At 71.2% G+C, this 19215-nt stretch carries 18 protein-coding genes and 1 CRISPR repeat array; of the genes, 10 read left to right on the top strand and 8 right to left on the bottom strand.

The features are described from left to right. The first annotated feature begins 7 nt into the window (after positions 1–7). From cydB to cydC, 3 genes are read left to right on the top strand one after another with little or no spacing between them, the layout of a single operon-like run. Entirely contained in the window at positions 8–1033 is a 1026-nt protein-coding gene (cydB, locus tag FXF68_RS07910; protein WP_148758314.1) for a cytochrome d ubiquinol oxidase subunit II, read from the top strand. Continuing rightward, positions 1030–2685: a thiol reductant ABC exporter subunit CydD gene (gene cydD / locus FXF68_RS43005; RefSeq protein ID WP_148758313.1), complete on the top strand. Its 1656-nt coding sequence runs from the start codon at positions 1030–1032 to the stop codon at positions 2683–2685. The genes cydB and cydD overlap by 4 nt, the downstream gene beginning before the upstream one ends. Continuing rightward, entirely contained in the window at positions 2682–4475 is a 1794-nt protein-coding gene (cydC, locus tag FXF68_RS43000; RefSeq protein ID WP_148758312.1) for a thiol reductant ABC exporter subunit CydC, read from the top strand. The genes cydD and cydC overlap by 4 nt, the downstream gene beginning before the upstream one ends. On the opposite strand, the gene FXF68_RS07895 is transcribed toward cydC, so the two are convergent. Together FXF68_RS07895 and FXF68_RS07890 are read right to left on the bottom strand one after the other, a co-directional pair. Continuing rightward, on the bottom strand, positions 4394–4828 hold the full coding sequence (locus FXF68_RS07895) for a hypothetical protein (protein WP_148758311.1): 435 nt from the start codon (positions 4826–4828) through the stop codon (positions 4394–4396). The genes cydC and FXF68_RS07895 overlap by 82 nt on opposite strands. A gap of 178 nt (positions 4829–5006) precedes the next feature. Beyond that, complete coding sequence (locus FXF68_RS07890; RefSeq protein ID WP_187437802.1) at positions 5007–5486, bottom strand: YdcF family protein; 480 nt, start codon at positions 5484–5486, stop codon at positions 5007–5009. A gap of 267 nt (positions 5487–5753) precedes the next feature. Here FXF68_RS07890 and FXF68_RS07885 point away from each other — a divergent pair, with 267 nt between their 5' ends. The 4 genes from FXF68_RS07885 to FXF68_RS07870 all read left to right on the top strand — a co-directional run bounded on the left by FXF68_RS07885 (position 5754) and on the right by FXF68_RS07870 (position 8031). Then, positions 5754–6275 (top strand): GntR family transcriptional regulator, encoded by a 522-nt coding sequence (locus FXF68_RS07885; protein ID WP_246178484.1) that lies wholly within the window; start codon positions 5754–5756, stop codon positions 6273–6275. A 5-nt stretch (positions 6276–6280) separates the two neighbouring features. Further along, a complete protein-coding gene (locus FXF68_RS07880) occupies positions 6281–6991 on the top strand; it encodes a GntR family transcriptional regulator (RefSeq protein ID WP_148758308.1) in 711 nt (236 codons plus the stop codon). A 147-nt stretch (positions 6992–7138) separates the two neighbouring features. After that, positions 7139–7591 carry an ATP-binding protein gene (locus FXF68_RS07875; RefSeq protein WP_148758307.1) on the top strand — a complete coding sequence of 151 codons (453 nt, stop codon included), beginning with the start codon at positions 7139–7141 and terminating at the stop codon, positions 7589–7591. Between the two features lie 131 nt (positions 7592–7722). After that, a complete protein-coding gene (locus FXF68_RS07870; protein ID WP_148758306.1) occupies positions 7723–8031 on the top strand; it encodes a hypothetical protein in 309 nt (102 codons plus the stop codon). On the opposite strand, the gene FXF68_RS07865 is transcribed toward FXF68_RS07870, so the two are convergent. The 3 genes from FXF68_RS07865 to FXF68_RS07855 form a co-directional block, all read right to left on the bottom strand. Continuing rightward, positions 8028–9374 (bottom strand): sensor histidine kinase, encoded by a 1347-nt coding sequence (locus FXF68_RS07865; protein WP_148758305.1) that lies wholly within the window; start codon positions 9372–9374, stop codon positions 8028–8030. The two genes, FXF68_RS07870 and FXF68_RS07865, sit on opposite strands and share 4 nt — an antisense overlap. Then, entirely contained in the window at positions 9371–10057 is a 687-nt protein-coding gene (locus FXF68_RS07860) for a response regulator transcription factor (protein WP_148758304.1), read from the bottom strand. Before FXF68_RS07860 ends, FXF68_RS07865 begins: the two co-directional genes overlap by 4 nt. A gap of 63 nt (positions 10058–10120) precedes the next feature. Further along, entirely contained in the window at positions 10121–10636 is a 516-nt protein-coding gene (locus FXF68_RS07855) for a DUF5666 domain-containing protein (protein ID WP_148758303.1), read from the bottom strand. A gap of 344 nt (positions 10637–10980) precedes the next feature. Here FXF68_RS07855 and FXF68_RS07850 point away from each other — a divergent pair, with 344 nt between their 5' ends. Then, positions 10981–11469 carry a hypothetical protein gene (locus tag FXF68_RS07850; RefSeq protein WP_148758302.1) on the top strand — a complete coding sequence of 163 codons (489 nt, stop codon included), beginning with the start codon at positions 10981–10983 and terminating at the stop codon, positions 11467–11469. A gap of 88 nt (positions 11470–11557) precedes the next feature. Further along, positions 11558–11994: a CRISPR direct-repeat array (repeat unit 30 nt; unit sequence GTTGCGAACCCTTGTAGGGGCGATGAGGAC). A gap of 174 nt (positions 11995–12168) precedes the next feature. On the opposite strand, the gene recQ is transcribed toward FXF68_RS07850, so the two are convergent. Beyond that, complete coding sequence (recQ, locus tag FXF68_RS07845; protein ID WP_148758301.1) at positions 12169–14001, bottom strand: DNA helicase RecQ; 1833 nt, start codon at positions 13999–14001, stop codon at positions 12169–12171. Positions 14002–14044: 43 nt separating this feature from the next. Then, complete coding sequence (locus FXF68_RS07840) at positions 14045–14704, bottom strand: HAD family hydrolase (protein ID WP_148758300.1); 660 nt, start codon at positions 14702–14704, stop codon at positions 14045–14047. Between the two features lie 209 nt (positions 14705–14913). On the opposite strand from FXF68_RS07840, the gene FXF68_RS07835 reads away from it, so the two are divergent. Both FXF68_RS07835 and FXF68_RS07830 read left to right on the top strand, forming a co-directional pair. Beyond that, positions 14914–15390 (top strand): hypothetical protein, encoded by a 477-nt coding sequence (locus FXF68_RS07835; RefSeq protein WP_187437801.1) that lies wholly within the window; start codon positions 14914–14916, stop codon positions 15388–15390. A gap of 148 nt (positions 15391–15538) precedes the next feature. Beyond that, positions 15539–15937, top strand: coding sequence for a phage holin family protein (locus FXF68_RS07830; RefSeq protein ID WP_148758299.1), 399 nt, complete (start codon positions 15539–15541; stop codon positions 15935–15937). A 6-nt stretch (positions 15938–15943) separates the two neighbouring features. On the opposite strand, the gene FXF68_RS07825 is transcribed toward FXF68_RS07830, so the two are convergent. Next, entirely contained in the window at positions 15944–18319 is a 2376-nt protein-coding gene (locus FXF68_RS07825; RefSeq protein WP_148758298.1) for a hypothetical protein, read from the bottom strand. Between the last annotated feature and the right edge of the window lie 896 nt (positions 18320–19215).

Raw genomic sequence — 19215 nt, 5'->3', positions numbered from 1 at the left:
GCCGGTCATGGAACTCACCACGGTCTGGTTCATCATCATCGCCTTCCTGTGGACGAGCTACTTCTTCCTGGAGGGCTTCGACTTCGGCGTCGGCATGCTGCTGCCCGTCCTCGGCCGGGACGACACCGAGCGCCGCGTCGTCATCAACACCATCGGCCCTGTCTGGGACGGCAACGAGGTCTGGTTCATCGTCGCGGGCGCCGCGATGTTCGCCGCGTTCCCCGAGTGGTACGCGACGCTGTTCAGCGGGTTCTACCTGCCGCTGCTGGCGATCCTGCTCGCGCTGATCGTGCGCGGCGTCGCGTTCGAGTACCGGGGCAAGCGGGACGATCCGCGCTGGCGCGCCCGCTGGGACAGGACGATCTTCGTCGGCAGCCTGGTCCCCGCGTTCGTGTGGGGCGTGGCGTTCGCGAACATCGTCCGGGGCGTGCCGCTGGACGCCCGGCACGAGTACGCCGGGACGCTCGCCGACCTCCTCGGCCCGTACGCGCTGCTCGGCGGGCTGACGACGACGGCGCTGTTCGTCCTGCACGGGGCGGTGTTCCTGGCGCTGAAGACGTCCGGCGGGATCCGGTTCCGGGCGCGGCGCGTCGCGGGCGTCGCGGCGGTCGCGGCCATCGCGTCCGGCGGGACGTTCCTGCTGATCACCCAGTTCCAGCACGGCAAGCCGGTCACCTGGCTGACGGTCGCGGGCGCGGCGGGCGGGCTGGTGCTCGCCGCCGTCGCGAACCGGCGCGGGCGCGAGGGCTGGGCGTTCATCGGGACGGGCGCCGCCATCGTGCTCGCCGTCGCGACCCTGTTCATCGCGCTGTTCCCGGACGTGATGCCGTCCACGACCGTCGCCGCGCACAGCCTGACCACGGAGAACGCCTCGTCCTCCCCCTACACGCTCAAGATCATGACGTGGGTCGCGGCGGTGTTCACCCCGATCGTGATGATCTACCAGGGCTGGACGTACTGGGTGTTCCGGAAGCGGATCGGGACGGCGCAGATCCCGGCCCGCCCGGCCCGTAAGGCGGAGCCAGTCCGATGAAGCCGCTCGACCCCCGGCTGCTCAAGCACGCGCGGACGACGCGGGTCTTCCTTGTTGCGTCCGTTGCGCTCGGCACCGCCACCGCCGGGCTGATCATCGCGCAGGCGACGCTGCTCGCGGACATGCTCACCCGCGCCTTCCTCGGCGGCGCGTCCCTCTCCGACCTGCGGGTCCCGCTTTTCCTGCTGCTCGCGGTCGTCCTCGGCCGGTCGCTCGTCGCCTGGTTGCAGGAGGTCGCGGCGCACCGGTCGTCCGCCGCCGTGAAGTCGCAGCTCCGCGGGCGGCTGCTCGCGCACGCGCTGCGGCTCGGGCCGCGCTGGCTGTCCGGCGAGCGCAGCGGCGAGCTGGCCACCCTCGCCACCCGCGGGATCGACGCGCTGGACGACTACTTCTCCCGCTACCTGCCCCAGCTCGTCCTCGCGGTGATCGTCCCGGTGGCGGTGGGCGCGCGGATCCTGCTGGGCGACTGGCTGTCCGCCGTGACGATCGCGGCGACGCTGCCGCTCATCCCCGTCTTCGCGATCCTGGTCGGGCTCACCACGCAGCGGAAGATGGACCGGCAGTGGCGGGTCCTGTCGGTGCTCGCCGCCCACTTCCTGGACGTCGTCGCCGGTCTCCCCACCCTGAAGGTCTTCGGCCGCGCGCGGGCGCAGGCGGACCGGATCCGCGAGATCACCGACCGGCACCGGCGGGCGACGATGTCGACGCTGCGGATCGCGTTCCTGTCGGCGCTGGTCCTGGAACTGCTGTCGACGCTGTCGGTGGCGCTCGTCGCCGTGTCCATCGGTCTGCGGCTGGTGGACGGCGGGCTCGGGTTCGAGACGGCGCTGCTCGTCCTGATCCTGGCGCCGGAGGCGTACCTGCCGCTGCGCCAGGTCGGCGCGCAGTACCACGCGAGCGTCGAGGGCCTCACCGCCGCCGCCCGGATCTTCGAGGTCGTCGAGACCCCGGCGCCGGACACGGGCACGCGGACCGACGTCCCCGACCTGGCGCACGCCACGCTCCGCTTGGAGGGCGTGACGGTCGCCTACGAGGGCCGCGACGCGCCCGCGCTCGACGGCTTCTCGCTGACCGTCCATTCGGGGGAGACGGTCGCGCTGACCGGGCCGAGCGGGGCCGGGAAGTCGACCGCGCTCGCCGTGCTGATGGGGTTCGTCCGTCCTGATGCGGGACGTGTCCTGGTCGAATGGGACGCGCTCGACTCCTTCGACCCGGACGCCTGGCGGGCGCGGATCGCCTGGGTGCCGCAGCGTCCGCACCTGTTCGCCGGGACGGTCGCCGCGAACATCCGGCTCGGCCGTCCGGACGCGTCCGACGCCGACGTGCGCGAGGCGGCGCGAGCGGCGAACGCGCTGGAGTTCGTCGACGCGCTCCCGGCGGGCTTCGACACGGTGCTCGGCGAAGGCGGCCACGGCCTCTCGGCCGGACAACGCCAGCGCGTCGCCCTGGCCCGCGCGTTCCTCCGCGACGCGCCGCTCCTGCTGCTGGACGAGCCGACCTCGAACCTCGACGCGGCGAGCGAGGCGGCCGTGATCGACGCGGTGCGGCGGCTGGCCCGCGGGCGGACGGTCGTCCTGGCGGCGCACCGTCCGACGCTCATGGGCCTGGCGGATCGGGTCGTCGAGATCGAACCGGCGGGGGTGCTGACATGATTCTCCGGCTGATCAGGTTCGCGCGTCCGGCGCGGTGGCGGCTGGCGCTTGCGGTCGTGTTCGGCGCGCTGGCGCTGGGCAGCGGCGTCGGGCTGATGGCGACGTCCGCTTGGCTGATCTCGCGGGCGGCGCAGCATCCGCCGGTGCTGATGCTGATGGTGGCGATCGTGGCCGTCCGCGCCTTCGGCCTGGGACGCGGCGTGTTCCGCTACGTGGAGCGTCTCACCGGGCACGACGCGACGTTCCGCATCCTGGCCGACCTGCGGGCCCGCGTGTACGAACGGCTGGAACGGCTGGCGCCCGGCGGCCTGCCCGCCTTCCGCAGCGGCGACCTGCTGAACCGTCTCGTCGCTGATGTGGACGCCGTCCAGGACCTCTTCCTTCGCGTCCTGCTCCCGTGCACGGTCGCGGCCGTGGTGGGCGGCGCATCGGTCGGAGTGGCCTGGGCGTTGCTGCCGTCCGCTGGGGTCGTTCTCCTGTTGGCCTTGCTGGTCGCGGGTGTCGTGGCCCCTTGGCTGTCGGCGGTGATGGCGCGCCGTACCGAACGCCGAACGACCGAACTCCGCGCGGAATTGACGGCCCACGTGGTCGACACCCTCCAAGGCGCACCCGAACTGATCGCCTATGGCGCCGCCCCTGCACACCTCGCCGAAGCAACCCGAATAGACAGGGATTTCACCCGCGCGTCCGCCCGTTCCGCCACGACCGCCGGAATAGGCGCGGCCATTTCGGCTCTCGCCGGTGGTCTGGCCGTGTGGGGCAGCCTCGCCGTGGGCGTCCCGGCCGTCCGCGCGGGGACGCTGGACGGCGTGCTGCTGGCAGTGGTCGTCCTACTGCCACTGGCCGCGTTCGAGGTCGTGGCCGGGTTGCCCTTGGCCGCGCAGTACTTGGAACGGGTTCGACACTCCGCAGCCCGCGTGTTCGCTGTCCTGGACACCCCCGAGCCAGTCAGCGACCCAATAGACCCAGCGGCACCACCCTCAGCCCCATACACGCTCAAGGTGGAGCACCTGCGCGCCCGTTGGACGACCGACGCGCCCTACGCACTCGACGACGTTTCCCTCGACCTGACCCCAGGACGCCGTTGCGCAATCGTCGGCCCGAGTGGTTCGGGCAAGACGACGTTGACCGCCGTCCTCCTCCGCTTCCTGGAGTCGTCCGGCGGCGCGGTAACGCTGAACGGCATCGACCTCCGCGCGCTATCCGGCGACGACGTACGCCGCGTCATCGGGCTCTGCGCCCAAGACGCCCACCTTTTCGACTCGACCATCGGGGAGAACGTCCGGTTGGCCCGTCCGTCCGCCACCGACGAGGAACTCCGCGACGCCCTCCGCCGCGCCCGCCTGCTCGACTGGATCGACTCCCTGCCCCAGGGCCTGGACACCCGGGTCGGAGAACACGGCGCGCAGGTCTCCGGCGGCCAACGCCAACGCATAGCCCTGGCCCGCGCCCTCCTGGCGGACTTCCCGATCCTCCTCCTGGACGAGCCCGCCGAACACCTGGACCTGCCGACCGCCGACGCCCTGACGGCCGACCTGCTGACCGCCACCGAAGGCCGCACGACCCTGCTGGTCACCCACCGCCTGACCGGCCTGGACGCCGTGGACGAAATCATCGTCCTGGACGAGGGCCATGTCGCTGACCGAGGCACCCACGCCGACCTGATCGCCCGCCCCGGCCTCTACCAATCCCTCTGGCACTGCGAGCCTTACGCGCTTGTCAGAATGACGATGAAGAAGAGCAGGAGGAAGAGCAGCACCAGACCCAGGCAGCCGAGCAGCACGGACTGAATCGCCAGCCCGCGCTGCCGCACGGTGCCGGGCAGTCCGAGTTCACCGGCCATCGCCAGGTGGGCCGGGCCGCGATACTCCAACTCGGGCGGCGCTCCGGGCGCCAGCACCGTCGTGGCAAGCCCCGCCTGGCGGCCCCGCAGACTCTGAAAGACCGCCACCGCGACCGGCCGGTCTCCCGGTATCTCGAATGCCGCCCGGCCCCAGCGCTGCGGATAGTCGTTACCGTCGATGTTGACGGTGACCGAGGGCCCCGAGACCAGCCCGCGACGCAGGTTCAGGACGAGGACCCGCCTTGGCCCGGCGTGGTACCCCGCATAAGGAATCGGAGGCGTACCCGTCGGCGGCTGCATGTCCCCAAAACCTAGCGGACCACATCAATGCGGCCGTAGACAGCGCATTCAATCCGCCCTCTGCTCGCGAAAAGCCTCACGGTCCGCCGAACGGCAGGCGAAATGGGACAGGAGCCGAATCGTGACCTCGAAGGCTTCCGCCGCGAAGCCCGCCCTGGATGTGCCGGGCGCGCGGTGGTCAGCGCCAAACACCGCCGGACCGCTCGGCGGTGGCGAAGCTCCCGTCCCCGACCCGGCGGGTGACCTCGTCCCACTCACGGACCACCCGCCGCCGCGCGGCAGGGACATCCGGCCAGTTGTGCCGGGTGATCACCTCGCCGGAGTAAACGGGATCCCAGCCGATCGCGTGGAAGGGCCCGATCTCGGGCGCGACGGTCTTCAAAACATGAACCGCCCGGCGGTGATACCACTTGGTCACGGCCGTGACCGCCAGCCCGGCCGCGAGCGCCTCGCGCAGGAACGGCAACGCCCGTTCCACGTTCTCCCATGTGTTGGCCGACTGATCCTCGACGCGAATCACGCCGGCAGGCACGCCGCGCTCGACGAGCAGATCGCGGAACACCCGTCCCTCGATGATCTGGTTGTGCCGGTTGACGCCCCCGGTCGCAATGATCAACGGAGCGAGCCCCCGGCGATACCGCTCAGCGGCGATCTCCACCTGCGGCACCTGATTGGTCCCAATAGAGGAAGCACGCACTCGGCTCCCCATCAGCCGGCGCCGCCTGAACGTCCACAAACCGAGTGATCTCGTAAACCTGCTCAGACCTAACGTCGTCGATCATCCAGCATCCTCCTCGATGACTGAGCTGGACCTGCCCGATTAACTTCCCCTGAGCCTCCGGTACGGGCGACTGGAGCCAGACAGCAGCCATAATGGTTTTCGCGATAAGTAGAGGGCGTTGAAGGGGCGAGTGTCGTGTGGGTCGTGAGTTCGCTGCCGTACCTGTCTCCCAGGCAAGAAGGCCAGGTCGATGCGTGGACCGAAGAGGCTGCGCAGGCTGGACGGGTCGGCGCGCAGCGGTTGCGGGACGTGTCGACAGAGGTTCCGCCCCCGGACGTGGCCACGGCCTTGGGGCTGGCGCCTGGACGTCCAGCCGTGGTGCGGCGCAGAACGATGCTCCTCGATGGACGGCCCGTCGAGCTCACCGACTCGTGGTATCCGGTCGAGGTCGCTGATGGCACCGCCCTCGCCGCCATGGGGAAGATCAAGGGTGGGGCCGTGACCCTGCTTGCGAATATGGGCTATTCGGTGCACGAGGCCCGGGAGGACATCGCCTTCCGGGACGCCACGGCCGACGAGGCCGCCGAATTGAACCTGCCCGCAGGGACGCCGGTGATCGTCCTGTCGCGTACTTGCCTGGACGCCGAAGGCGTGGTCTTCGAGGCGTCTGTCATGGTGATGGTCGCTGAGGGGCGCCATCTGCGGTACCGGCTGGTTGCGGGTTGAGTGCGATGACGCGACGAGCGGATGACCGTCCCCCGTACGAGCAGATGGCGGCGGAACTACGGGCCCGGATCATGGCCGGAGACCTCCTGCCGGGAACTCAACTGCCTTCCACGGCACTGCTGGTCACAGAGTTCGGCGTCTCCAACACGACCGTGCAGAAGGCTCTGGCGGTGCTCAAAGCCGAGGGTTATCTGATGAGCCGTCAAGGCAAGGGCGTGTACGTCCGCGACCGCCAGCCGTTCAGGGTGGAGGTCGGGGCCTATTTCTCACCCTCTCCTGGCGGTTATTCCTACGAGCTGCTGCACGTCGGAGAGGTCCCGGCGCCGAACGAGGTCGCTGGGGCGCTCAACCTCGACGCGGGCGGGCCTGTGTTGCTGCGTCGGCGGTTGCTACGCCACGGCGGACGACCCGTCGAGGTCGAATGGTCGTACTACCCGCTGGAACTGGCGAGCGGTACCGCGCTCGCCGGATCGAAGAGGATCCCCGGCGGGGCGCACCGCGTTCTGGCCGCCCTCGGATACGAACTCCAGCACTTCGTGGACGCCGTGTCCGCGCGGATGCCGACGAGCGATGAGATCGACCTCCTGGCGCTGCCGGATGTCCCCGTGATCCGCCAGTTCCGGGTCGCCTTCTCCCACGACGACCGTCCCGTAGAGGTCTCGGTCCTGGTCAAAGGCTCGCATCTGTACGAGCTGACCTACCGCCAGCCCGTCTGACCGCCCTCCCGGCACGCTGACCACACTCTGCGATCACTAGTTCACGCGTAGCACTTGAATGCTTATCGCGATATCCATTAAAGTTGCCACCGCGCGAGGCGACCGGAGGTGATCGCAGTGGGTTCGTTCGACGCAACAGGGGGTCCGGTGAGGGCCGACGTGGTGGCCGCCGGACCCCTGGATGAGACATTCCTGGCGGCGCGGACGGCTCCGGCGCAGGTGCGGATGTTGGTGGAGTTGCGGCTTTCCGCGTGGGGGCTGGCGGGAATGCGGGACGACGTCACGTTGATCGCCAGTGAGCTGGTCTCGAACGCGGTCGTGCACACGCCGGACGGTGGCGTGATCCGGGTGCGGTTCACGCGGGTGGCGTGCGGGGTGCTGCTCGCGGTGTGGGACTCCTCGGACGGCAGGCCGACGATCAAGCGTCCGCTGGAGGCGGTGGCCGGGGACGCGGCTCCTGATGCGGCGGCCTTGGACCGGGGCCATGACGACGGGACGGGTGGGCGCGGGCTGCCGATCGTGGAGGCGTTGGCGTCCGCGTGCGGCGTGACCCCGACCGAGCCCAGCGGGAAGTGGGTCTGGGCGCAGTGTGCGGTGTGACCCGTTCGCGTAGGACGAAGGCTGCTCGATGGATCAGAGGGAAGGGTGTGGGCGGGTTGGGTTTACGTGGCGTGGTTGGGCGGTGGCGGGTCGTCCTGGACCGTCGGACGTGCCTGGGCCATGACGGGGCGGTGCGCAGGTTGGAAGCGCTGCGGGTTGCGCTCTTGCCGATGGGGTGGCGGTGCGTCGGCCTGTACGACCGGGAGGAGTTCCGGTTTCCCGTGCCGCTGCTGTGGGTGTGCTGGGACGGGGCCGTGGACAAGGTCGGGGCCGTCGTGACCGTGCGGGCTGTGCCGGGGCGGGCGTGGGCCTACTTCGAGGCGGGAGATGGGCGCGGCGGGTTCGTCTCCCCCTGCGGGGATGCCAGGTCGGCGGCCACCGCGCTGGACCTCATCTTGCGGCACCGGATGACCCCGTCCGAGGCTACCAACGGCGGTTAGTGGGGAAGGCTAGGTGGGCCGAGGGTGATGCGGACGGTCGTTCCTCTGGAGGGTTCGGAGAACAGTTCGGCGTGGCCGCCGTGGGCGGCGGCTATGGCGGCGACTATCGGGAGGCCCAGGCCCGCGCCCGTCGCGCCCTGTTCGGCTCGGTGGAAACGCTCGAACGCGCGGGCGGCGTCCTCCGCGGACATGCCCGGGCCCTCGTCGGTCACCTCTATGACGCCCGGCGCTAGGCGGATCGTCGCGGGTGTGCCGGGTGGAGTGTGCGCGCGGACGTTCGCCAGTAGGTTCGCCAGGACTTGCCGGATGCGCGCCTCGTCCACGTCTGCGACCAGCGTCTCCGGGGCGTCCAGGATGAGGGGGCGTGCGGGTTCTGCGGCGGCGGCGTCGGACATCGCGTCGCGGGCCAGGGCGACCAGGTCGGTCGGTGCGGGGCGCAGTGATGCCTCGCGGTCCAGGCGGGCCAGTTCCAGCAGGTCGCTGACCAGCTTGTTCATCCGGGCGGCCTCGTCCTCGATGCGGCGCATGGCGTCGGGGAGCTCGTCTGGTCCGAGCGCGCCGTGCCGGTACAGCTCGGCGTAGCCCTGGATCGTCGTCAGCGGGGTGCGCAGCTCGTGCGAGGCGTCGGCGGCGAACTCGCGGACGCGGGCCTCCGAGCGGCTGCGCGCCCAGAACGCCTGCTCGATCCGCTCCAGCATCACGTTGATCGCGGCGGCGAGGCGGGCCGTCTCGGTGCGCGGTCCCGGGTCCGGCATGCGGGCGCGCAGGTCGCCGCCGACCGTGATCGCGTGCGCGGTCGCGGCCATCCGGCCGAGCGGCAGCAGGCCGCGGCCGATCAGCCACCGGCCGAGCACGATCAGCGCGGCGAGCAGCAGCGCGGCCGTCGCGACCTCTGTGAGGACGAGGTTCCGCACCGCCGAATGGATCTCGCTCAGCGGCGCGGCCACGACCACGACGCCGTTCCGCCAGGGGCGCGCCACCGCCCGCAGCCCCGGCAGGGAGAACGGTTCGAGGGTGCGGGCGCGGGCGGCGAGCTCGTCCCGGCCGAGGCGCTCGACCTCGGCGACGGCCCGTTCGGGGGACGGCAGGTCGCCGCTGAGCACGCGCGCCTGCCCGCCCGGCCCGACCGCCAGCACCACGAACCGCGCCGGGGCGACGCCCTGCTCCGGCAGGCCGGGGCGCAGCAGCCGGGACACCGCGCGGTCCCGGGTGGCCCGGAGCTGCTCGTCCACCCGGTTCATCAGGTAGCCGCGCAGGACGAGCGCGCTGACCAGGCCCATGATCGCCAGCCCGGCGAAGGTGACGCCGAGCAGGCCCGCGAGCAGCCGGGCGTTGAGCGTCATGGCCGCAGCGCGTAGCCGACGCCGCGCTGGGTGTGGATGAGCGGGGTGCCGAGCGGGTCGAGCTTGCGCCGCAGGTAGCTGATGTACGTCTCGACGACCTGCGGATTCCCCTGGTCCCAGCCCCACACGCCGTCGAGGAGCTGGGACCGCGACAGCACCATCCCGGCGTGCCGCATCAGGTACGCGAGCAGGCGGAACTCGGTGGGCGAGAGGTCGACGTCCACGCCCCCGCGGCGGACGCGCCAGTGCGCCTCGTCCAGTTCGAGGTCGGCGACGCGCAGCACCTCGCCGTCCGTTTCGGCGGACGGCGGGGCCGTCCGGCGCAGCACCGCCCGCACCCGCGCGACCAGCGCCTCGATCGAGAACGGCTTGGTGACATAGTCATCGCCGCCGAGCGTGAGACCTATGACGGTGTCGGACGGCGTGTCCCGCGCGGTCAGGAAGATCACCGGGACCTGGTCGCCGTCCGCGCGCAGCCTCCGGCACACCTCGAAGCCGTCCAGGTCGGGGAGCATGACGTCCAGCAGGACGAGGTCGGGACGCTCCGTCCGGACGGCGCGCAGGGCGTCCGCCCCCGTCGCCGCCGTGCTGGTCGCGAAGCCATGGAAGCGCAGCGCGACCTCGATCAGGTCGCGGATGTTGGCCTCGTCGTCCACGACGAGGACCCGCCGGTTCTCGCTCATCGGCTCCCGCTGATCGTGACGTCCGCCCAGGTCGTGGCTCCGAAGGTACCCGCCGTACCCGACCTACCGGGCCTTCGGGACGCGGACCACGCGCGCCGTGCGGGTCTCGCCGGACCGCTCGCCCGCGACCATCACCTGGTCGCCGTTCGCGAGGGACTTGAGCTCCGCCTTGTCGCCGTTCTTACGGACGAACGTCTTGTCGTTCGTCGTCCACGTCCAGGACACGCCGTCGTCGCTCCGCACGGTCAGCGTCGTCCCCGACACGGCGGTGATCTTGCCGCGCTGCCAGACGGCGAGGTGGAAGCCGTCCTTGCGCCGGACTGTCGCCTCACCGTGCACGCCGCCGAGCCCGCCGCCGCCCCGGAACCCGCCGCGTCCCCACCGGTGCGGCTGACCCGGACGTCCATTCTCCGGACGGCCCTGCTCAGGGTGGCCCTTGTCCCAATGGTGCGGCCGCGCCGACGGGGAGGACGACGGCGACGGGTCGTCCGCGGCCGCCGGAACGGCCAGGTACAGCCCGAGCCCGAGCAGCCCGGCCGCGCCGACCCCGGCGGCGATCGTCTTACGGTCGATTCGCATGGCGATCAGGTAACCGGGCGCGCCTGGCAGAAGTCCAGGCGGTTTCCTGAGAGATCCCTGAGAGTCGCCACGGCTACGGGCTCGGACGCCGCGGTTAGAGCTCGGTCGCCGTGCGGCCTCAGCCGTCCGGCGGACCGGCCGCCGCGCGGGCCTCAGCCGTCCAAGCGGTGGCGTTCGGCCTGGGACTCCGAATGAAATGGGCCCTGGCGGCTGTCCGTCCATATTTCGACGGGCGTGGAGATATCCGCGATCTAGCTTGAGGCCGGAAGCACTGTCGGCTTCCCCTGGGCGATGGCCAATGGCCGCGTTCGCCCAGTTCTGAATCTCCAAGCTGGAGGCCGTGGATGTCCGATGAGGTGCCGATCACCGATGACCGCGAACCGGCGTTGCTTGTGACGTCGATGGTCGACCATGTGCTCGACCTGGCGGCGACCTGGACGGCGTGGGACGGTCGTCCGGTGCCCGAGGGAGAACGCGTCTACACCCCGCACAAGGCGATCCGCCGGGTCGCCGACCACCTCGTCGACCATCTGGCCGAGGTGGAGGCGCGGCTGGCCGGGCGTCCGACCATTCCCGACGACTGGCATGCGTCGGCGATCACGACTCCCGCCGACCTGGCGCCCTTTACCGACCAGGACTTGGACGAGGCCGTCAGCCGGCTCACCCGGCTCGGACAGATCTGGTCCGACCGGCTGACCGCGCTCACCGCGGACCAGCTTGACCGGTCACCCGGCGAGGGATGGAACTTCCGGCAGATCGCCTTCCACGTGGCCGAGTCGACGTACTACGCCGACTCCGTCGGAAAACTGTCGGCGCCCGAGCCCGGTCACTGACCTTTGTCCGGGGGCGTCAGGGTTCCAGGACTTGGTCGCCGTATTGGGCGAACTCGTCTCCTCACCTTCTATGGGATTCGCCGAGGTCGTTGCGAACCCTCGTAGGGGCGATGAGGACGAGCGCGTCGGCCTGGTCGTGATCGTGGGTTGCAGTGTTGCGAACCCTCGTAGGGGCGATGAGGACCTCAAGATCCGCGAATTCCCGCGATGGAGAATCGTTGCGAACCCTTGTAGGGGCGATGAGGACCCATGAGGTCCCGGCACGACTGCCACTCCTCATAGTTGCGAACCTTTGTAGGGGCGATGAGGACATGGCGAAGCCGGGATTTTGGCGTCCGCGCTGGTCGGAGTGTTGCGAACCCTTGTAGGGGCGATGAGGACTGGTGGAAGGGCGCCCACGTCTCCATCGGCGGCGTCAGTTGCGAACCCTTGTAGGGGCGATGAGGACGTGTGGGCGTCGCAGCACGGCGGGTTCCTCGTCGGGATCGACGTCCGGTTGCGAACCCTTGTAGGGGCGATGAGGACGCCACGGTAAAGCTGCAGGTGCGCGGAGGGAAGAGGAGTCCGTTGGAGGCCGGTGTTTCAGCGATCCGTCGGTTGTGCTGGCGACCCCGGCGTGTCGCTGAACACTGCTTGATCAACTTTGGTCGTGGTCCGGATGTTGAAGGGGCTCCCATCGGCATTTTCGGGCTTGGTGAGTTAGGGGGTTTCGTCCGAAAGTGTCAGGGTTTCCAGGACTTGGTCGCCGTATTTGGCGAGCTTGTTCTCGCCCACGCCGTTGACGTGGCCCAGTTCGGCGAGGGTCGTGGGAAGGACGGTGGCGATCTCCCGGAGGGTGGCGTCGTGGAAGATGACGTAGGCGGGAACGCCCTGCTCCTTCGCGGTGGCGGCGCGCCAGGCGCGGAGGCGTTCGAAGATCGGCTGGGCCTCGGCCGGGAGGTCGGCGGCGGGGGCCTTGCGGTCCTTCGCGGCCTTGGCGGGCTTCGTGGCGGGACGGTCGGGCTCGCGCCGCATCATCACCTTGCGCTCGCCCCGCAGGACGCTGCCGCTCGCGTCGGTCTGGAGGAGGGTGCCGTGGTTGCTCTCGACGGCGATCAGACCCTGCGCGAGGAGCTGGCGGACGACGCCCCGCCATTCGGTCTCGCGTAGCTCGGTGCCGACGCCGAACGATTTCAGCGAGTCGTGGTCGAACTGGATGACCTTGGCGCTCTTCTTGCCGAGCAGGATGTCGATGATGTGCCCGGCGCCGAACTTCTGGCGGCGCTCGCGTTCGAGCCGGACGATCACCGACAGCACCTTCTGCGCGGGGACGGTCGCGTCCCACGACTCGGGCGGGGTCAGGCACGTGTCGCAGTTGCCGCACGGCTCCCCGGACTGGCCGAAGTAGTTCAGCAACTGGACGCGGCGGCACTCGACCGTCTCGCAGAGGGCGAGCATGGAGTCGAGGTGGGCGGCCTGGCGGCGGCGGAACGCGGGATCGCCCTCGCCGCCGTCGATCATCTTGCGCAGGTTGACGACGTCCTGGAGGCCGTAGGCGAGCCAGGCGGTGGACGGCAGCCCGTCGCGTCCGGCGCGGCCCGTCTCCTGGTAGTAGCCCTCGACGGACTTCGGCAGGTCGAGGTGGGCGACGAAGCGGACGTCGGGCTTGTCGATGCCCATGCCGAACGCGATGGTCGCGACGACGACGAGACCGTCCTCGCGGAGGAAGCGGGCCTGGTTGGACGCGCGGGTCTCCGCGTCGAGGCCCGCGTGGTAGGGGAGGGCCTCGATGCCGTTCTCGGTGAGGAACGCGGCGTGCTTCTCGACCGAGTTGCGGGACAGGCAGTAGACGATCCCGGCGTCGCCCTTGTGCTCGGTCTGGAGGAGGCGCAGGAGCTGGCGTTTCGCGTCGGTCTTCGGCTCGATGCGGTACTGGATGTTGGGACGGTCGAAGCTCGCGACGAAGTGGTGCGCGTCCTCCAGTCGGAGGCGGGACGCGATCTCGCGGCGGGTCGCGTCGGTCGCGGTGGCGGTGAGCGCGATGCGCGGCACGTCCGGCCAGCGTTCGTGCAGGCCGGACAGCATCAGGTAGTCGGGACGGAAGTCGTGCCCCCACTGCGACACGCAGTGCGCCTCGTCGATCGCGAACAGCGCGACGTCGGCGCGGTCGAGCAGCTCGACCGTGGCGGGCAGCCGGAGCCGCTCGGGTGCGAGGTAGAGCAGGTCGAGCTCGCCCGCGACGAGCTGCGCCTCGGTGACGCGGCGCTCCTCGAAATCCTGGGTGGAGTTGAGGAAGCCCGCGCGGACGCCGAGCGCGCGCAGTGCGTCGACCTGGTCCTGCATGAGGGCGATGAGCGGCGAGATGACGATCCCGGTGCCCTTCCGGACGAGCGACGGGATCTGGTAGCACAGCGACTTCCCGCCGCCGGTCGGCATCAGGACCAGCGCGTCCCCGCCGCCGACCACGTGGTCGACGATCTCGCGCTGGCCGTCGCGGAACGCGTCGTAGCCGAACACGCGCCGCAGGACATCGAGGCTCTCGGGGGAGGTCACCGGTTCATACTATGAGCGGCCGCGGACACCGTCCGGGCATTCGTCACCTGTGGATAACCTCGACCAGCTGGGGCGTGATCTCGTCCAGGCCGGTGGCGACGTGGGCGGCCAGGTCGAGCGCGTCGGACGCGGGCGGATGCGCCTGACGCGGCACCGCGATCACCGTCATCCCGGCGGCGTGCGCCGAGCGGAGGCCGTTCGAGGAGTCCTCGATGGCGACGCAATCCTGGCTCGGCACTTCCAGTTGGGCGGCCACGGTCAGATATCCGTCCGGGGCGGGTTTTCCACGGTCGACCTCTTCGGTCGACACCGTCGCGCGGAACAAAGCGTCCAGTCCCAGTTGGGCGAGCACCAGTTCGATGAGCGCGCGGGGAGACGAACTGGAAAGGCCCAGGGGACGGTACTCCGCCATGCGGCGGACGGTCTCCTTAGCTCCGGGCAGTACGGGGAGGTTCTCCTCGTACTTGACCGACATCCTGTCGACCACCTGGTAGGCGACCTCTTCGGCGGTGACACCGTCCACCAGGTCGGTGGCGATGTAGGCGGCCCATTCGACGGTGCTCATTCCCATGAGCCGTTCCTGGGTGTCGGGCAGCCAGCGTCCGCCGCGCTCGGCGACGTAGCCGCGCCGTACGTCCTCCCACACCGGTTCGGAGTCGATGAGGACGCCGTCCAGGTCGAACACGACGGCCTGTACGGGCATGGCGTCCCTCCACGGGTCTCGGCGGCGGCGTCCGGGATGCTCCAGCAAAGATCATTACCCGGGGCGACCGGGATGGAACCTTATGCATTGGATCGGACTAAAAGCCTCTGACCTGGATTTATCCGACAAAACTACATGATCCAGTTTTCGTCTGGCATGGTGGGGGCCCTCCGCACCCCCTCCGGAGTCACAGCAGAGGAGAGCTGCCCATGGTGTTCCTCGGTTTCCTGCTGGTAGCGGCGGCGGTCGTCGCCGGCGCCGGCGTCGTGCTCGACAACACCGGATCCGCCCACCTCCTCGTCTTCGAGCGGACCGTGCCAGGCGTCAGCGAGGAATGGCAGGTCTTCGCCGTGGGCGCGGGCATCGGGGCCCTCTTCGTCATCGGCATGATGATGACCTTCATGGGGGCCGCTCGCCGCTTGCGCGACCGCCGGGACCTGCGCGACCTGCGCGAAGAGCACGAGGAGTCGCTGACGACGCTGGAGATGGAGAAGCGCCGCCTCCAGCGGGAACTGGCCCGCGTCCGGCAGCAGCCCCGCCCGGCACCGGTTCCGGGCGCGCCCGCGCCGACGGTGCCGCCCCAGGGCCGGCGCGAGCCCGCCGCCGCACCCGCCGCACCCGCCGCACCCGCCGCGCCGCGCTCCCAGGTCAAAGCCCGCTCCCCGTTCTTCGACCGCGCCGACTGAACGTCCGCGCGGCCCGCCGGTGGGGGACGGCCCCCACGTGCTGACGAACTGGCCCGTTCCGGCTCGTTCTGGATGATGACGGGCTTGTTCGGACGAATCGCCGCGTAGAGGGATGACGAACGGCGGTCGTCCCCCGCATGATCGTGGTGTGCGGATTCTTCTCAAGGTGGGCATCACCGCGGTCGCCCTGTGGGTCGCCACGGTGCTGATCAACGGCATCACGGTGGAAGGCGACACCGCCGGTCGGCGCGCCCTCACCCTGATCGCCGTCGCCGTCATCTTCGGTCTCGTCAACGCGATCATCAAACCGGTCATCAAGACGCTCGGCTGCGCGTTCTACGTGCTCACGCTCGGGCTGATCGGGCTCGTGGTGAACGCGCTGCTGCTCTGGCTCACCAGCGAACTGGCCGAGGAGCTGTCGCTGCCGTTCCACGTCGGCGGGTTCTGGGCCGCGTTCTGGGGCGCGATCGTCGTCGGCCTCGTCGGCTGGGTGCTGCACGTGATCGTCCCGGACGAGAAGCGGAAGGACGACGACGACCGCGACTGACGCGCCCTAGCGCTCCTCGACCAGGCCGGGCGCGGCGGCCTCGGCCCGGCCGAACGGGCTGGTCGCCTGCCTGCCGGACGGCGCGTCCGCGTACTCCCGGTACTCCGCCGGGGACAGGCCGGACGCGCTCACCAGGACCCAGCGGCGGGCCCGGACGGCGCCGATCAGGAACTCCGCGTCCGTGACGGCGCCCGCGTCCGCGACGATCAGCGTGTCGAACGCCTCCTCGCCGACCGCGAGGCCGACGCCGACCGGGGTTCCGGCGACCAGGTCGGCGGTGCGGAGGAGGACGTCGCCCTCCGCCGTCCGCTCGCCGTTCAGGTAGCCCGTGAGCTGCTCGATCCGGGCCATCGCGCGGCGCTGGTGGCCGGGGACCGCCGCCGGGTCGTCGGCCGGGTCGGCGCCGCAGGTCGCGACGACGTTCTCCCGCGACCGGGCCTCCGTCCGCGCCGCCGTCTCCAGTTCGGCCTCGCGGGCCGACATCTCCTCCGCGGCCTCGGCGGTGCGCCGTTCCAGCTCGGCGACCTTCTCCGCGGCGCGTCTGGCGGCGACCTCCGCGTCCGCCCGCGCCTGGCGGGACGTCGCGAGGGCCTCGTTCCGGGACGTCCGCGCCGCGTTCACCCGCTCCTGGATCGCGTGCGCGGCCTGCTGCGCGGCACGGGCCCGCAGACCGTCCTCGGTGGCCTTCTCGACGGCCTGCGACGCCGCCCGCGCGTGTTCCCGGTGCTCCGCCGTCGCGGTCTCCCGCTCGGTCGCGAGCCAGGTCAGCTCCGTCCCGAGCCGCTCCTGCGCCTCCTGCGCCGCGCGCAGCTTCGCCCCGCCCTCGGACACGAACGACGCCAGCCCGCGCCGGACGCGCTCCGCGTGCTCCGCCGCCTCCTTCGCCTCGCGCGCCCGCTTCGCGGCCTCGTCCGCCTCCCGCGTCCGGGCCTTGACCTCGGCGCGCAGGCCGCTCAGCTCCTCCGGCGGCGACGACACGTGCAGCCGCTGCCCGAGCGTCATCTTCCGCCGCACCCCGGACAGCGCCGACTCCGCCGACACCAGCCGGTAGTACGCGGCGTGGCCCTCGGCGGCCGCGTCCGCGTCGGCGGCCGTGAGGCGGTGCGCCTCCTCCGCCGCGCCGGGCAGCGCCTCCTGCGCCCGCGCCAGCTCGTCCGTCAGGGACGCCTCCGCCTGCCGCGCCGCCTGCAACTCCGCCTGCGCGGTCTTCGCGCGCTCGTCGAGCTGGACGCACCGCGCGTAGGAGGCGTCGGCCGTCCGGGTCAGCGCGTTGGCCTCGGCGGCGGACTCGTCCGCGATCGCCTGGAGCCGCTCCGCCTCCGCGCGCGGACCCGCCAGCTCCGCCTCGGCCTCCTCCTGGACGGCCACGAGCCGCTCCGCCTCGGCCTCGGCCTCCTCCGCCACCCGCTCCGCGGTGGCCGCCGCGTTCCGCGACTCCTCGATCGCGCCGGTCAGCGCCGCGCGCTCGGCCTCCAGCGCCTCGGCACGGCGCAGGTTCTCGTCCTGGACGGCCTGCAGCGCGGCCGCGTCCCTGGGCCACTGTTCGAGCCACATGAGGCCGCGCCGGAGCAGGCGGGTCTCCGTGTCCCACGACTGCCGCCACGCCTGCCCGACCGGACGCAGCGCGGCCGTGCGTATCCGCGTCTCCGGGGCCGACGGACCTTCTTCGGGGACGGCGGGCTCGGTGACGGGCAGCGCGGGAAGCGGCTCGACCCGCGTCACGGCCGACGCGCTCTCGCCTTCGGCGGGCTGCGGTTCCGGCTCGGGCTGGGGCTGGGGCTGCGGTTCGGGCGTGGCGGGGAGGGGCTTGAACTCGACCGTCTCGCTGGAGCCGGGCCGCCGGGACGGCTGCGGCATGACGGCGGGCTCGTCCGGTCCGCCCGGCTCGTCTTCCAGCGGCGGGAGGGCCTGCGTCGCCACGGACGGGGACTCCGCCGTCTCCGGGTGCGTCTCGATCTTGAGGGAGAAGACCTCGGGGTCGTCCTCCAGGGAGAGCAGCAGCTCCGCCGCCCGCTCCGGCGTGGGCGCGATCAGCAGGGCGCGCTCGTCGGCCGTAGCCAGCGCCTTGACGAGCTCGCGGACCGCCTCGTCCGGCCGCTCGGCCCGGACGAGGCGCAGGCCGCCCGTCCCGGCGTCCAGCGTCGTCGGGGCGACGAGGAAGCGGGCCAGGGTCTCCCAGTCGCCCGCGACGTGCCCGCTGCGCAACGCCTGGAGCGCGGCGACGTGCGGCGCCCAACCGGCGGGCGGGACGTCCTCGGGCACTTCCTTGAGGCGCGCGTCGAGGCGCTCATAGAACTCGGCCAGCGGACGGTACACGTCCTCGACCAGCTCACGCCCACCCCACCCGTCCTGGACGACATGCGCCCCAAGCGGCGGCGTCACCGAAGGCTCGTCCTGCAAGGGAATGGTGCTGAACCCGGCCCGGGGATCAAACCCATCCTCCGGCTCCACCACGGCCGCGGGCTCTACTTCCGCATCCGAACCGACTTGGGGCTCGGGCTCGAGTTGTGTCTCGGGAACCAGCCCTGCCCCAACCTCGAATTCACTCGGGGCGACGGGCTCAGGCTCAGCTTGCGCTGCGGCAACGGGCTCGGCTTCCGGATCGGCCCACGCGGTGGGCTCCGATTCGGGTTCGAGTCGTTCCTCGGGAATGAGCTCTGCCGCAGCCTCGATATCGGCTTGAGTGGCGGACGCGGGTTCCGCCTCTGCCTCGACCTCCGGACCAGCCCAGGCGGTCGGCTCCGGCACGGGCTCGGGGTGTGCTTCGGGGGCGAGTTCTGCCGCAGTCTCGAGTTCGGCTTGCGCGGTGAGTTCGGGCTCGGGTTGCGTTGCAGAAGCGGGTGCCGCCCCAGCCTCGATCTGCGGCTCGTCCCAGGCGGTGGGCTCGGGTTCGGGTTGTGCCTCGGCCTCGAATTCGGCTTGGGCGGCGGATGCGGGTTCGGGTCGCGTCACGGAAGCGGGTGCTGCCTCGGCCTCGGCCTCGGGATCGGGATCGGCCCAGGCGACAGGCTCGGGTTGCGTTTCGGGGGTGGGCGCGGAGGCGACCGTCGGTTCGGGGTCCGGGGTGGGGACGTCGGGGACGGTCTCGCTTGCAGGGGCGTCCATGTTGGATATCGGAGGCTGTGCCACGGCGGGGTCGTCCTTATCGGGGAGGGGGACGGTGACCGTCGGTACCTCCGACTCGGGGACGTACACCGGCGCGGGTTCTCCGCTCCCCGTGGTCTCCTCGTCGGGGCCGTTGGTCTCTGATGGCTGCTTCACGCGCGTCATCCCGTCCC

The organism is Actinomadura decatromicini, assembly GCF_008121305.1.
Classification (GTDB): Bacteria; Actinomycetota; Actinomycetes; order Streptosporangiales; family Streptosporangiaceae; genus Spirillospora; species Spirillospora syzygii.
The sequence above is the reverse complement of the archived record's forward strand: the minus strand, read 5'-3'. Positions and strand labels throughout refer to the sequence as shown.